This window comes from Rubrivirga sp. (assembly GCF_049648075.1).
Lineage (GTDB): Bacteria > Bacteroidota > Rhodothermia > Rhodothermales > Rubricoccaceae > Rubrivirga.
The window spans coordinates 1-12,296 of record NZ_JBARYR010000353.1; the positions used below are offsets into that span (position 1 = coordinate 1).

General features: G+C 69.7%; 15 protein-coding genes and 1 riboswitch. Of the genes, 13 read left to right on the plus strand and 2 right to left on the minus strand.

What is annotated here, in order from left to right:
* The 10 genes from WBA11_RS10385 to WBA11_RS10430 form a co-directional block, all read left to right on the plus strand.
* Positions 1–785 (plus strand): isoaspartyl peptidase/L-asparaginase family protein (locus WBA11_RS10385; protein ID WP_424520622.1); only part of this gene is annotated, 785 nt, incomplete at its 5' end.
* A gap of 297 nt (positions 786–1,082) precedes the next feature.
* A complete protein-coding gene (locus WBA11_RS10390) occupies positions 1,083–1,730 on the plus strand; it encodes a DNA-3-methyladenine glycosylase family protein (protein WP_424520623.1) in 648 nt (215 codons plus the stop codon).
* A 90-nt stretch (positions 1,731–1,820) separates the two neighbouring features.
* Entirely contained in the window at positions 1,821–2,255 is a 435-nt protein-coding gene (locus tag WBA11_RS10395) for a hypothetical protein (RefSeq protein ID WP_424520624.1), read from the plus strand.
* Positions 2,256–2,383: 128 nt separating this feature from the next.
* Positions 2,384–2,776, plus strand: coding sequence for a hypothetical protein (locus tag WBA11_RS10400; protein WP_424520625.1), 393 nt, complete (start codon positions 2,384–2,386; stop codon positions 2,774–2,776).
* 111 nt (positions 2,777–2,887) lie between these two features.
* The gene (locus tag WBA11_RS10405) at positions 2,888–3,403 is read left to right on the plus strand and encodes a hypothetical protein (protein WP_424520626.1); all 516 of its coding nucleotides are present in this window, start codon (positions 2,888–2,890) and stop codon (positions 3,401–3,403) included.
* Complete coding sequence (locus WBA11_RS10410) at positions 3,400–3,816, plus strand: hypothetical protein (protein WP_424520627.1); 417 nt, start codon at positions 3,400–3,402, stop codon at positions 3,814–3,816. The genes WBA11_RS10405 and WBA11_RS10410 overlap by 4 nt, the downstream gene beginning before the upstream one ends.
* Before the next feature lie 389 nt (positions 3,817–4,205).
* Positions 4,206–4,826, plus strand: coding sequence for a hypothetical protein (locus WBA11_RS10415; RefSeq protein WP_424520628.1), 621 nt, complete (start codon positions 4,206–4,208; stop codon positions 4,824–4,826).
* Between the two features lie 5 nt (positions 4,827–4,831).
* Positions 4,832–5,359 carry a hypothetical protein gene (locus WBA11_RS10420; RefSeq protein WP_424520629.1) on the plus strand — a complete coding sequence of 176 codons (528 nt, stop codon included), beginning with the start codon at positions 4,832–4,834 and terminating at the stop codon, positions 5,357–5,359.
* 70 nt (positions 5,360–5,429) lie between these two features.
* A complete protein-coding gene (locus WBA11_RS10425; protein WP_424520630.1) occupies positions 5,430–5,999 on the plus strand; it encodes a hypothetical protein in 570 nt (189 codons plus the stop codon).
* Positions 6,000–6,120: 121 nt separating this feature from the next.
* Entirely contained in the window at positions 6,121–6,579 is a 459-nt protein-coding gene (locus WBA11_RS10430) for a DUF2147 domain-containing protein (protein WP_424520631.1), read from the plus strand.
* A 12-nt stretch (positions 6,580–6,591) separates the two neighbouring features.
* Here WBA11_RS10430 and WBA11_RS10435 read toward each other — a convergent pair whose 3' ends face one another.
* Positions 6,592–7,077 (minus strand): nuclear transport factor 2 family protein, encoded by a 486-nt coding sequence (locus tag WBA11_RS10435; protein ID WP_424520632.1) that lies wholly within the window; start codon positions 7,075–7,077, stop codon positions 6,592–6,594.
* A 206-nt stretch (positions 7,078–7,283) separates the two neighbouring features.
* Here WBA11_RS10435 and WBA11_RS10440 point away from each other — a divergent pair, with 206 nt between their 5' ends.
* Positions 7,284–8,705: a DUF2254 domain-containing protein gene (locus tag WBA11_RS10440; protein WP_424520633.1), complete on the plus strand. Its 1,422-nt coding sequence runs from the start codon at positions 7,284–7,286 to the stop codon at positions 8,703–8,705.
* A gap of 103 nt (positions 8,706–8,808) precedes the next feature.
* On the opposite strand, the gene WBA11_RS10445 is transcribed toward WBA11_RS10440, so the two are convergent.
* A complete protein-coding gene (locus tag WBA11_RS10445; protein ID WP_424520634.1) occupies positions 8,809–9,702 on the minus strand; it encodes an ABC transporter substrate-binding protein in 894 nt (297 codons plus the stop codon).
* A 62-nt stretch (positions 9,703–9,764) separates the two neighbouring features.
* Positions 9,765–9,860: riboswitch (TPP riboswitch) on the minus strand.
* A 198-nt stretch (positions 9,861–10,058) separates the two neighbouring features.
* Here WBA11_RS10445 and WBA11_RS10450 point away from each other — a divergent pair.
* Both WBA11_RS10450 and WBA11_RS10455 read left to right on the plus strand, forming a co-directional pair.
* Positions 10,059–10,973 carry a universal stress protein gene (locus WBA11_RS10450; RefSeq protein ID WP_424520635.1) on the plus strand — a complete coding sequence of 305 codons (915 nt, stop codon included), beginning with the start codon at positions 10,059–10,061 and terminating at the stop codon, positions 10,971–10,973.
* Between the two features lie 19 nt (positions 10,974–10,992).
* On the plus strand, positions 10,993–12,296 hold a 1,304-nt coding region (locus tag WBA11_RS10455; protein ID WP_424520636.1), incomplete at its 3' end, for a PAS domain S-box protein.

Sequence of the window (12,296 nt, forward strand, 5' to 3'; positions counted from 1 at the left end):
CCGTCGAGGCGGCGCTCGTCGTCCTCGAGGACGATGCCCACTTCAACGCCGGACGCGGCGGCGTCTTCGCGGCCGACGGCACGGTCCGCCACGACGCCTCGGTGATGGACGGCGCGACGGGCGAAGCCGGCGCCTCGACCGGGACAATGCACGTCCGCCACCCGATCCGGCTGGCCCGGGCGGTCATGGAGGCCACGCCGCACGTCCTGCTCTCGGGCGACGGCGCCGAAGAGCTCGCGCTCCAGCAGAGCATCGCGATGGTCCCCAACTCCTACTTCCACAGCGACCGCCGCTTCCAGTCGCTCCTGCGCGTCCAGGAGCGGGAGCGCTCGACGTCGGGATCGCTCGGGCCCGAGCCGTGGCAGATGACCGGCACCGTCGGCGCCGTCGCGCTCTCGGCCCAAGGACACATCGCGGCCGGCACCTCGACCGGCGGCATGACCAACAAGCGCTGGGGCCGGATCGGCGACGCTCCCATCATCGGTGCTGGCACCTTCGCGGACCGGGCCATGGGCGTCTCGGCGACCGGGCACGGCGAGTACTTCATCCGGCTCGGCATCGCCCGCGACATCGCCGCCCGGATGGCCTACCTCGGCGAGTCCGTGGACGCCGCCGCGTCCCACGTCATCGGCACGACGCTCGGCGACGCCGGCGGAACGGGAGGCGTGATCGCCCTCGACGCGCAAGGCAACGTCACGATGCCGTTCAACACCGAGGGCATGTACCGCGGTTACGTCACCCGCAGCGGCCGCGTCGTGACCATGATTTATGGGGATGAAGGGTAGGGGATTGGGCCGGTCGCTCGGTCCGGGTTCCCGTCCTCGAGATCGCACCGCCCGTCCTGCGCCCATCCTCGAAGCCGAACCAACCGGCGGACTCTTCGTCCTCGAGGGCGCCCGGCAGCGCTGACCAGCCCTCGACCTCGCCGTCCCGAGATTGAGTCCCCCCTCATCGGAGGAGGGGTACAGGCGTGATCTCCCCATCCTCGAGGCCGACCACCAGACCGTCACCTGTGTTCGAGAGCGCACGCTCGGAACGGTCGCCCTCGAGGGCGCGTCGGCACGACCCCTGATTCCGAACCCGTGCCTGACCTCCCGTACGACGCCCTCGAGGCCAGCCAACTCCTCGCCGGCCGAGACCCCGCCCTCGGCGCGTGGATCGCCCGCGTCGGCCCGCCCCGCATCGAGGTCCGGCCCGACGAGATGGTCCCCGCGCTCCTGCGCTCGATCACCTACCAGCAGCTCTCGACCAAAGCGGCTGCTACCATCCACGGGCGCGTCCTCGAGGCGTTCGCCCCCGACGGCGCCGAGCCGGACGCCTTGGCCCGCGCCGTCCTCGAGGCCGACGACGACGCGCTGAGATCGTCCGGGCTGTCCCGTGCCAAGACCGCGGCCGTCAAGGACCTGTCTGCCCGGCACCTCGACGGCTCGCTCCCGTCGCGCGCGGCTCTCCTAGAGATGCCCGACCTCGAGGTCGTGACGGCGCTGACCGCCGTGCGGGGCGTCGGCGTGTGGACGGCGCAGATGGTGATGATCTTCAACCTCGGCCGCCCCGACGTCTGGCCCGTTGCGGACCTGGGTGTGCAAGAGGGAATGCGGGTCATCCACGGCTTGGAGGACCGACCGACGGCCAAGGAAATGGCGCCGATTGGGGAGCCGTACGCGCCATGGCGCAGCGTCGCGGCGTGGTACGGGTGGCGCGCTGTGCACATCGCGAGAGGGGAGGAGTAGCCTGCCGCCCTCGAGGTCGAGGCCGTTGGGCTGTTATGTGAGACGAGATTTGAGGTCTTAGGGGAGTCCTTAGGACTTTCCTTCAACCTCATGCGTGTCCCCGTCTTCGTCCTGCTCTTTCTCGCGGCGCCGATAACGGCCGCCCAGGACTACGACGAGATCGTGACCTGGCGCACCTACGCCTCCGAACGCATGGCCCGCGTTCGCGTCTTCGCCTCCGAGGACGAGCGGCGCCCTCGAACGGTCGTCGTGGACGACCACGCCTCGAACCCGACCGTGGTCACAGACGAAGCGCAGTACGTCGCCGACGTGATCGGGCGCACGATCGGCTTCGACCCGGTCGAGGCGACGTTCGTCTTCCGGTTCACGGCCGCAGCCTTCGTCGAGGACGCCTCCGCCCGGGGCAAGACGCTGCTCTTGAAAGCCGTCTTCCGCCGTACCTCGACCGGAGCACTCGGGTCGCCCGACTGGCGCGTGATCTCCAGCGACGCCCTCGAGGACTTGACGGATCGGGCGATGCGCTAAGGGTTCCTGTGGGGAGGCGGAGAAGACCGGGGTTTCCCTGGTAAAACAACCTGTTCGGAGGGAGCAAAACGAAGACTGGTGAGTAGACAGCCGTCGCAACAGTCATTCTCTACGCCCGAACGCTGCTCATGCTCGCGCCGCCGCCTGATCGCCAGACCCTCCGCCTCGACGAACTCTCCGAGGCCATCCGCATCTCCCGCCAGACCTTGGTGCGCTGGACCGACCGCGGACTGATCGAGGCCGATCTCGACTGGGGCGTGTCTGACGAAAACCGCGAGCTGCGCCTGATCGCGCTCACCCAGTCCACGGTCGACTTTCTGGAGGGGTTCGCGGGCGAGTACCGTGAGGACACGGTCAGCCGCACTGAGGCGCGTCGCCTCCTCAAGCTGATCGACCGGAACCAGGTCCAGAAGCTGATTCGCCAGGGGAGCATCAAGGCCAAGAAGATCAAGGGCGAGACGCGCGTGAGCGTCGGCTCCGTGGAGGACTACCTGATGACGCTCGAGGAAGAGGAGGAGTAGGCGACTCCCGAGCCGTTCTCGAGAGAGCCCGCCCCGTCCGTGCGCCAAGTCGATGTGAAGGGGCATCCCTAGCGGCTCACGGCCGTTGCGAACGGACCGAACCCCAGGGCCATGAACTTCCTCTCGAACCCTCTCGTCGCGCGTGCCCTGTGGGTGCTCCCGCTCCTGATGGCCGTGATCGCTGTCGCGACGACGCGGGCCGGGTTCCAGCAGCGTGATGTCGCCGAGAGCGGGACCGTCGTCGAGGCCGAGGTGACGGGTCTGAACCTGCGCGAGCGGAGCGAGATCACGACCGGCCAGGTCGGGCTCCGGTACGCCGCGCCGGGCGCCGAGACCGTCGAGCGCGAGGTCGAGCTCCCGATCATCCTGCTCAAGGAGATCGAGGCCGACTTGCTAGCGACGCCGGAAGGGGAGACGCTGATCCTGCCGATCGTGGTCTCGGACGCGTCCGACCAGATCGTGATCGCGTCGCACCGCCGCGGCACCTGGCTGCTGACGTTCAGCCTCGCGGGCATGGCCGCGATCGGCGCCCTCGTCTCAGCGTTGCTGGTCGGCGGGTGGAACCGGTTCTTGACCCGCGAAGGCGACCCCGCCCTGCGGTCCGGCGGCGTCCCGGCCCAGGCGTGACCGAGCGCGACCGCGCCGTCCTCGAGGCCCGGCCCACCGTCGACGCCCACCCCGAACTGGCCTCGACCGACCTCGAGGCGTTCTTGCACCGGACGTTGCGGCCGGTCCTCAAGCTCCAGAACGACGTACTTCTGGCCCTCGTCGCGAACGACGTCGCCAAGCGCGTCCCAGGCTTCGCGTCGCTCGGCCTCGAGGTCCAGCGCGACCGGCTGACGGCGATGCTCAAGACGGACTCGAGGCTGAAACGCGTGCTCGTCGGCGTCGTCTGGGGCTCGCTGACGACCGACGAGTTGACGTTCGCCCTCGAGGCCGAGGGCGAGGTCCGGCGCCGCGTGATGGCGCTGCTCGTCGAGCGCGTCGCGAGCCAGACCGAGACGGTTGTGGGGCTGGTTCAGGCCCGAGCCGAGCGGTAGCCGTCCTCGAGGACGCGCGCCGCGTAGACCTCGAACGGTACCCAAGACCCAGGCGGCCGACGCCGCCCTCGAGGTAGGCTGGCGCATCACTCCCCCGACCTCGATGCGCGTCCTCCTTCTCGCCGCTCTGCTGGCGCCGACCGCGTTCGCCCAGGTAGACGTGTCCCCCGAAGCGTGGGCGACCGCGACGTGCGTCGCCGGCGAGTGCGGCGGAGGCGTGGTGTACCTCGACCTCGAGGACGGCACGCGCTTCAGCGGCACGCCGCGACGGCCTGCCGACCGGCTTCGGAACGCTCACGCGCAACGACTCGACGCTCTACCGTGGCGACTTCGACGCTGGACGGCCGGCGCACATCGCCACGTTCGACCGCGCGCTGAGCCCCGGCACGATGTGCACGGCCGTCGGCTTGATCGAGGGCGACGACGTCACGTACGGGACGCTACGCTGCGAGCAGGACTTTTTTAAGACCGGTCTCTACGTCGGCGAGATGGCGGGCGCGGTCCCTCACGGAGGGGGGACGATGGCCTGGGAGAACGGCTGGACTTACACCGGCGACTGGAGGTCCGGCTCTCGCCACGGCCGGGGCGAGCTGATCGGGGGGCTAAGCATCTACCGCGGTGACTTTGCCGACGACCGGTTCAACGGCCAGGGCACCGAGATCACGACCGACGGCCAGACCTACACCGGGACGTTCGTCGACGGCTCGCGGAGCGGGCCGGGCGTCCTGACGTGGGCCGTGGGCAGCTCCAGCCAGGAGCCGCTGACGGGCGCGGTCCGCCTCGAGGGCGAGTTCTCGATGCAAGGCGCTACCCGCGGCGTGCTCACCTGGGCCGACGGCCGGACGTTCGAGGGCACCTTCGAAGGGCTAAGCCCGATGCCCGTCCAGGGCACGTTGACGGACGCCGAGGGAGCCCGCTACGTCGAGTTCGACCGGGACCGGTGGGAGTTCGTCGAGGTCGCCCCCCCACCACCTCCGGCTCCCACGCCGCCCCCACCGTGCGGCGGCTGATGAACATGATCGTATGTGCCGTCCCCCTACTCGTGTTGGGAGCGTGCTCATCGGCGAGCCTCCCCGACCAGCGTCCGGCGGACTTCGCCCTCGAGTACGGCCGGATCTCTGGGAGCGTCCCGCCGCCGAGCGACTACACGCGCCTCGTCGAGGTCGATCCGTCAGGCGCAGGGGCGCTGACGGTGGCGATGCGCTACGTCCCCGGTGATCGGGAGGTCACCGTGCCGTTTGTCCCTGATGCGGTCGCGATGGACCGGCTCTATCAGGACGTGGCGCATTCCGGTGCGTTCGTGTGGCGGTTGCGAGACGCCGAGCCCTCGCCTGGGAGCTCGCCGTGGTGGGTTGCGGTCGCGGTGGACGATCGAGTTATCGAGGCGTCGGTCCTCTCGTCGGGTGGATACAAAGCTGGAATGCGACTGCGCGCGATCGTCGACGCCACGCTCCCCGCAGACGTCCTCGAGGTCGAGCAGGCGTTCCACGGGGACCCGCGACGGCAGGACGTCCAGCGCCGCCGGCTGCGCGACGCGAGATAGTCGCCCTCGAGCCCGACCCGCTGCTTCGAGCTAGACTCCGATTCCTACCAACCGGTCCCTCCGACGCACGATGACGCCGCCTCCTCTCCTCGCCGCTGTGGCCGCGGCCCTGCTCCTGGGCGCCTGCACGACGCCACCCGCTCCCCAAGATCTCCCAGCGGACCGCCCGGTTGATCTCGAAGCAGACCGCCGAGGTGACCTCCCCGTGGACCGCCCGGCCGACTTCGCCCTAGAGTACGGCTGGACCACCGGCACCATTCCTCCGCCCTACAACCATTCCAGGCACCTCGAGATCACCCCGTCCGGTGCGGCGACGTACACCGCCGAGAGGCGGTACGTCGAGGACGACCCTTCGACGACCGTCTCGTTCGACCTCGAGGCCGCCGACCTCGACCGGCTCTACGCCGACCTCGAGGCCGCGGGGGCGTTCCAGTCGTGGACGCAAGAGGACAATCCGCCGGTCGGAGGGGGCTCGTGGTGGCTGCGCATGACGGCCGGCGGGGACGTGACCGAGGTCCCGTCGTTTGTGGTTGGTGATCAGTATGAGGTCAAAAACCGAGTCGAGGCCGTCCTCGATGGTGCGATCCCGCCGGCGGCCCAGGCCCAGATCGACGCGTGGCTCGAGGGGCCAGGGCAGTAGGCACGTCCTCGAGGACGAAAAGTCGGGCGGCCGCGTTAGGAGTCGGATGTGACCGTCGATACCCGGTGGGGCTGGCTCCACGCCGGTTCCCATTCTTGTGCCCTCAACCCCTCGCTTCTCGATGCGCCGTTTGCTCCCGTTCGCCTTCCTGCTTGCCGTTGCCGTTCCGGCTGCCTTTGGTCAATCGCTTCCTGCCGAGGCGCGCGCCTACCTCGGCGACTGGACCACCTACAACGACGAGGGGACCGAGGCCCAGGCGGTCGTCCGCATCACGGAAGCCAACGGGATCCTTCGGGGCCGGATCATCCGCGTCCTGCCGACCGAGGAGTACCCAGAGCCACAGTTCCAATGCGACGACTGCCGCGGTGACTACGAGGGGGCCGACTTGCGCACGGTCCCGCTCATCGAGGGGATGAACTGGGGCGGCGACGAGTTCTCCGGTGGCCGGATCACGGACCCGACCAACGGGCGGAGCTACCGAGGTGTCTTGCGACTCGACGGTAACGACCGCCTCCGCGTGCGAGGCTTCGTCGGCGTCCGCGCCTTGGGCCGTACGCAGGTCTGGCGTCGCGCTCGCTAGCCGGCCTCGAGGTCAAAGCGAGAGGGTCTTGGGGTGCCGCTCGACGTAGGCATCGAGCGAAGCGGTCGCCTTGGCCGAAACCTGGGAACGGAGCCACGACGTCCAGCCCAGAAACAGACCGGGCGCGCCAAGCGCTTGGCGGCTCCACGTCCAGAAATCGAACGTGTCGCGGTGCGTTCGGATCAGCCCGTCCTCGAAGGTGAACGCCGCGTCGATCTCGTTGTGGACGTGGCGCTTGGTCTGCGAGAACGTGTAGTCGGCCTCCCAATGTGCCGAGCCCTCGAGGTCGTCGGCGTGGACGTCGGAGACGGTCAGCGACAGGTCCGTGCCCCGGGCGCAGAGCATGTGCCACATGGCTCCCGCCCGGGCGCCCTCGAGGTCGAAGGCGGGGTCCTGGAAGTGGACCTTCGGGTGGTAGCACGCGGCCATCGCCCCGGCGTCGCGCTCCGTAAACGCCTGGTAGAAGCGCGTGACGAGATCGGCGTGGGGATGGGACATGAGAGAGGAGGGGTGGGCGGGCCAAGGTAGACGGCTCCCTGCGACCGGCCTCGTCGCGTGTGCGGGGTCGTCCTCGAGGGCGCGAGCCTACTGCGACCATTCGAGGACGGCGCGGCTCTCTCGGACCCAGGGCGACGCCTGACCGCGTCATCGAGTGGATCTCGGATCCTCGTAGCGCAGTTTCCGCGGTCTGCACCGTCCTCCTTGTGATCGACCTTCCCGCCCGCGCCCTCGACCTCTGGGACCACGTCCGCTCGAGCTACTGGCTTATCCCGACGATCATGACCGTCGCGGCGGGAGTGCTCTCGGTGGTGTTCGTCAGCCTCGACGGCCGGATCGGGCCGCACTGGATGGACGGCGTCCCGCTCCTCAGCGGCAACAAGCCCGACGGAGCCCGGACGTTCTTGTCGACCGTGGCCGGGTCCATGATCGGCGTGGCCGGCGTCACCTTTTCGGTCACGATCGCGAGCGTGGTCTACGCGACGGGCCAGTACGGACCGAGGCTGTTGACCAACTTCATGGCCGACCGAGGCAACCAGGTCACCTTGGGGACCTTCGTCGCAACGTCCCTCTATTGTCTCCTGGTCCTGCGCACGATCCGCGCGGCGGACGAGAGCGACCCCGCGATCGTGATCGCTGAGTTCGTTCCGCACATCTCGATCCTCGTCGGGTTGGTGCTCACCCTCGCGTCGATGGGGATGTTCATCTACTACATCCACCACGTCCCCAAGAGCATTCACGTCTCGAACCTGGTGGCCGGGATCGGGCAGGACCTGCGAGAGCGGCTCGACACGTTGTTTCCCGAACGGATCGGAGATTCCGAGACCACCCGCACTGCTGCGCCCAGTGACAGCGCCCTCACGTCGGTCCCCGACGGGTTCTTCGAGGACGCCGAGCAGGTGGCGGCCGACAGCGCCGGCTACGTCCGTGGCGTCGACTCGAACCGGCTCCTCGGGCTGGCAACCGAGAACGACCTGCTCCTCCGCATCCGTCATCGCCCGGGTGACTTCGTGGCCGATGGCGACTCGCTCGTTCTGGCGTGGCCTCCCGATCGCGTAAGCGGACGGATCCACGACGAGGTTCGTCTGGCGTTTGCGTGGGGGACCCAGCGAACCGCTCGCCAAGACGTCCGCTTCCTGGTCAACGAGCTGGTCGAGGTCGCGGCACGTGCCCTGTCGCCGGGTGTGAACGACCCGTTTACGGCGGTCTCCTGCCTCGATTGGCTCAGCGCCTCGCTGAAATGCCTCGCCGACCGGGACTTCCCCGAGCCGACGCGCCACGACGCGTCCGGCACGCTCCGCATCGTCGCCGAGCCGACGACGTTCGCCGAGTTCGTCGGCAGCGTGTACGGCCAGCTCCGACCGTACCTCGTCGGCGACCGCAACGCCGTCCTGCACGCGCTCACGACCATCGGCGAGATCGCCGGACGCGTCACTGACCCGTCACAGGCTGCCGTCTTACGCGAACAGGCCGATGCCCTCCTCCAAGGCGCGACCTCCGTCCTCGAGGTCGACGCCGACAAGGAGGCTGTGGCCGCTCGCCACCGCGAGGCCGTCCGCCTCTTGTCCGGCCAGGTCGACTACGAGACGCTGGCCGCCCAGACCGACTGGATCGGCGGGACGGCCTAGGCGCCGGCCGACCAGGACCCGGCCTCGAGGACGACCTGGCGAGACCGCATCGGCGTCCTCGAGGCCGACGGCTCGTCCGGGGACACGGTGAGGTGTCCCCGTGCTACAGCGCCAGGTCGTTCGTCCAATAGACCTCGGCACCCGGCGCGTCCTCGATCAGCCCGCGCTCCAGCATCCAGGCCTCGAGGGCGCGGTAGTAGTCCGTCGACATCGAGAAGTCGTGCGTGAAGCACGGGACCGTCGCGTTGTAGATGGCGCTCGTGAGGTCGTCCCCAGGATCGGAGCCGGTCATGCGGAAGTAGGCCTCGCGCGCGGCCTCGGGCTCCTGCTTGACGGCGTCGACGCCGCGCCGTAGGACGCGGACCAGCTTCTCGAACGTCTCGCGCTCGGCGTCGAGCTTGTCCGGGTGCGTGATCAGGACGAGCTGGCAGAAGTCGGGCACGCCCCAGTCCTTGAGCGCGAACATCCCGACCTCGAGGCCGCGGTGCTGGGCCTCGACGATCTCGAAGTTGTGGAAGACCAAGGTCGCCACGTCCGCCTTGTCTTGGGCGAGGGCGTCGGTGTGGTAGAACGAGTTGTTGACGCGTCCGTAGCCGTCCTCGGTGCCGGTCGGCCCGCCGTCGGCCTCGACCATGGTCGCCACGATCGCGGGGCCTCCCTTGCCGGGTGCGCCGGGGTACTGGATCCGCTTGCCCGCCATGTCGCGCGGGCGCTCGATCCCGGCCTTCGCCATCACGCCGCCGTTCGTGTGCAGGAAGCGGGCGAACCCGACGCACATCTCGCCCTTGGCGCGGTCCTCGACCAGGTGCAGCGGCTCCGTGACGGCGCAGTCCATCTCGCCCTTCTCGATGGCCTCGACCGCGTCCAGGTGTTCCTCGGGCTCGATCAGCTCGACCTCGAGGCCGACGTCGTTGAACCAGCCGCGGTCTTGGGCGAGGAGGAGCGGGGCGTGGTCCGGGTTGGTGAACCACTCGAGGCCGAGGCGGAGCGTTGTCATCGTGCTGTCCAGAGGTGTGTGGGGTCTGGAAGCCGGGGCCTCGGTGTGGCCTCGAGGCCGACCGAACGATCCGGAAGCTCTCCCTACGCCGGTGCGAACCGGATCAGGTGCGGAGGGTCTGTCTCAGCCGCGTCTGTGCGGCACCCCTGGCTTCTGCGACGAAGGTACGGTCGCCGCGTTCGCCACGGCGCGTCCTCGAGGACGGTGCGCGCGGGGACGTCGCTCTCTGGCCGTGTGGGGGATGCCCTCACAAAACCGGACTCGCCCCGGGCGCGCCCTGTCAGAGAGCCGCGGCGGTCCCCGCTCGTGAGGCGCGGCGCGAAGTATGAACATGCGGTTATGTCCCCGTCCGCCCCATGCTGCCTCCCCGTGTGATCCTCGCGGCGCTCGACTTCTCCGCAGGCGCGGAGGCCGCTTTGGTGCGTGCCATGGCGCTCGCGGCCCGGTCGGATGCGGACTTGCACATCGTCCACGCGGTCCCGTCATCGGACGCGGACCACGAAGCCGATTCCATGCTCCGCGTTCGGCTTGAGCGCCACGTCGCGGACGTGCTCGGCCTCGAGGTCGGCGAGGGGCACCCGTCGGTCCAACTGTGGTTCGCGATCGTGCACGGCCCGTCCGTCACGGCCGCGATCATGCGTCACGCCAAGCGGATTCAGGCCGATCTGCTGGTTCTCGGGACGCACGGGCGCTCGGGGAGCCGGCTCCTGGTCGGCAACGTGACGGAGGCGTGCGTCGCTGCGGCTCCGTGCCCCGTCCTGACCGTCCCGCCGGAGGCCGAGATCCACGAGCTGTCGCCGGTTGCCCCCGTCTTGGTCGCCGTCGACTTCGGCGACCTCAGCCGTGTCGCTCTCGCGGTCGGTCGTGAAAAGGCCGCGCTCTACGGCGCCGAGCTGGAGTGCGTCCACGTCGTCCGCGACGCGGGGCCGTTCACGGGCCTCGTGCCGAGCGTGCTCGATCTCGAGGCCGTCGACCCCGGGCGTGCATCGGCAGTCCGACAGCGGCTCTCGCGCTTCGAGGCCGACGTGCCAGAGACGACCCTGGTCGCGCTCGGGCGGCCCTCGAGGATGATCGCCGCCCTTGCGGACGCCCGTGGTGCCGGGGTGGTCGTGATGGGCACGCACGGGCGCCGGGGCGTCACCCACGCGATCTTGGGGAGCACAACCGGCGCCACGCTCGAGCGCGCGACGTGCGCCGTTCTGACCGTGCGCGGTGTCAGCCACCACGCCGCCCTCGAGCGACCCGCGCGACAGACGGCCGTCGCCGCGTGACTGTCCCTTCCTGCTCTACGTGTTCCGATCGATCCACCCCGACTACGCATTCCCCTTGGCCGAGCTCGCGCTGTGCGAGCTGTCGAAAGCGGGCGCAGGCGAGATCCCAGCGTCCGGCCGCTCTGAGGCCGCCATCGTGTCGGACGCCGTCGGCGTCCCCGCCGTGCTCTTCGTGCCGACGGACAACGGCCTCGAGGTCGAAGCGTCGGCTGGCGGGATCGACATCCGAGAAACCGTCGCGGCCACAGGGGCGCTGGCCGAGTCGCTGATCCGAGGCTCGTGCATCGACCTTCGGCCCGTTCCGCAAGAGCTGGCGGACCTCGGCGTGCAGAGCGGGCTCGCGGTTCGCGTCGGGACCGAGGCCGAGCCGCTCGCCATCTTGACTGCGCTTGCACCCGACGTCCGCACGTTCGACGCCGACGCGCGCGGCTTCCTTCAGGGCGCCGCGACGGCGCTCCACGCCCGGTTCGTCCTGGAGAGGACGCGGCACCAACTCGAGGAGAGCCAGGCGCGCGCGCGGTCCATTCTGCAAACGACCGTCGACGGCATCATCACGATCGACAACCGGGGCCGGATCGAGAGCTTCAACGACGGGGCCGTCCGCATCTTCGGCTACGACCCCGACGAGGTCGTCGGGCGCAACGTCTCCGTCCTGATGCCCGACCCGTACCACTCCGAGCACGACGGCTACATGGCGGCCTACCGCGAGACCGGGCGCCGGCAGATCATCGGGATCGGCCGCGAGGTGACCGGGCGGCGGAAGTCGGGCGCCCCGTTTCCGATGGACCTGGCGGTAAGCGAGGTGACGTTGCCCGGCGGCGAGACCTTGTTTACGGGCATCGTGCGAGACCTGACTGAGCACCGCGTCCTAGAGCGCGAAGTCTTGCGCGTGGCCGAGGCCGAGCGGCGGCGGATCGGGCAAGACCTGCACGACGGGCTGGGTCAGGACCTGACGGCCATCGGCCTGTTCCTGCGCAACCACGCCCGCGCCCTCGAGGCCGAGGAGTCGCCGTCCGCCCTCGAGGTCCGCCGCCTGGTCGGTCTCGTGGACGGCGCCGACACGCAGGCCCGAACGTTGGCCCGGTCGCTCGTGCCCGTCGAACTCGAGGAGAACGGTTTGGAGGCCGCGCTCGGTCGGTTGGCCGAGCGCGCCACGACGCTGTACGACCTCGAGGTCGTGGCCGAGACGTCGGGCTCGGGTCCGGCCGAGGCGTCCGCGCTCACCGCCGACGCGGCGAGCAACCTGTACCGGATCGCCCAGGAGGCCATCTCGAACGCGGCCCAGCACGGCCAGGCGGACCTCGTGACCGTCGGCCTCTTCCG

What these genes read in the sequence shown, in the direction of transcription:
- WBA11_RS10395 (WP_424520624.1), top strand. Translation starts at nt 1,821, where the DNA reads ATGCGTGTCCCCGTCTTCGTCCTGCTCTTTCTCGCGGCGCCGATAACG.
- WBA11_RS10400 (WP_424520625.1), top strand. Translation starts at nt 2,384, where the DNA reads ATGCTCGCGCCGCCGCCTGATCGCCAGACCCTCCGCCTCGACGAACTC.
- WBA11_RS10405 (WP_424520626.1), top strand. Translation starts at nt 2,888, where the DNA reads ATGAACTTCCTCTCGAACCCTCTCGTCGCGCGTGCCCTGTGGGTGCTC.
- WBA11_RS10415 (WP_424520628.1), top strand. Translation starts at nt 4,206, where the DNA reads ATGTGCACGGCCGTCGGCTTGATCGAGGGCGACGACGTCACGTACGGG.
- WBA11_RS10420 (WP_424520629.1), top strand. Translation starts at nt 4,832, where the DNA reads ATGATCGTATGTGCCGTCCCCCTACTCGTGTTGGGAGCGTGCTCATCG.
- WBA11_RS10425 (WP_424520630.1), top strand. Translation starts at nt 5,430, where the DNA reads ATGACGCCGCCTCCTCTCCTCGCCGCTGTGGCCGCGGCCCTGCTCCTG.
- WBA11_RS10430 (WP_424520631.1), top strand. Translation starts at nt 6,121, where the DNA reads ATGCGCCGTTTGCTCCCGTTCGCCTTCCTGCTTGCCGTTGCCGTTCCG.
- WBA11_RS10435 (WP_424520632.1), bottom strand. Translation starts at nt 7,077, where the DNA reads ATGTCCCATCCCCACGCCGATCTCGTCACGCGCTTCTACCAGGCGTTT.
- WBA11_RS10445 (WP_424520634.1), bottom strand. Translation starts at nt 9,702, where the DNA reads ATGACAACGCTCCGCCTCGGCCTCGAGTGGTTCACCAACCCGGACCAC.
- WBA11_RS10450 (WP_424520635.1), top strand. Translation starts at nt 10,059, where the DNA reads ATGCTGCCTCCCCGTGTGATCCTCGCGGCGCTCGACTTCTCCGCAGGC.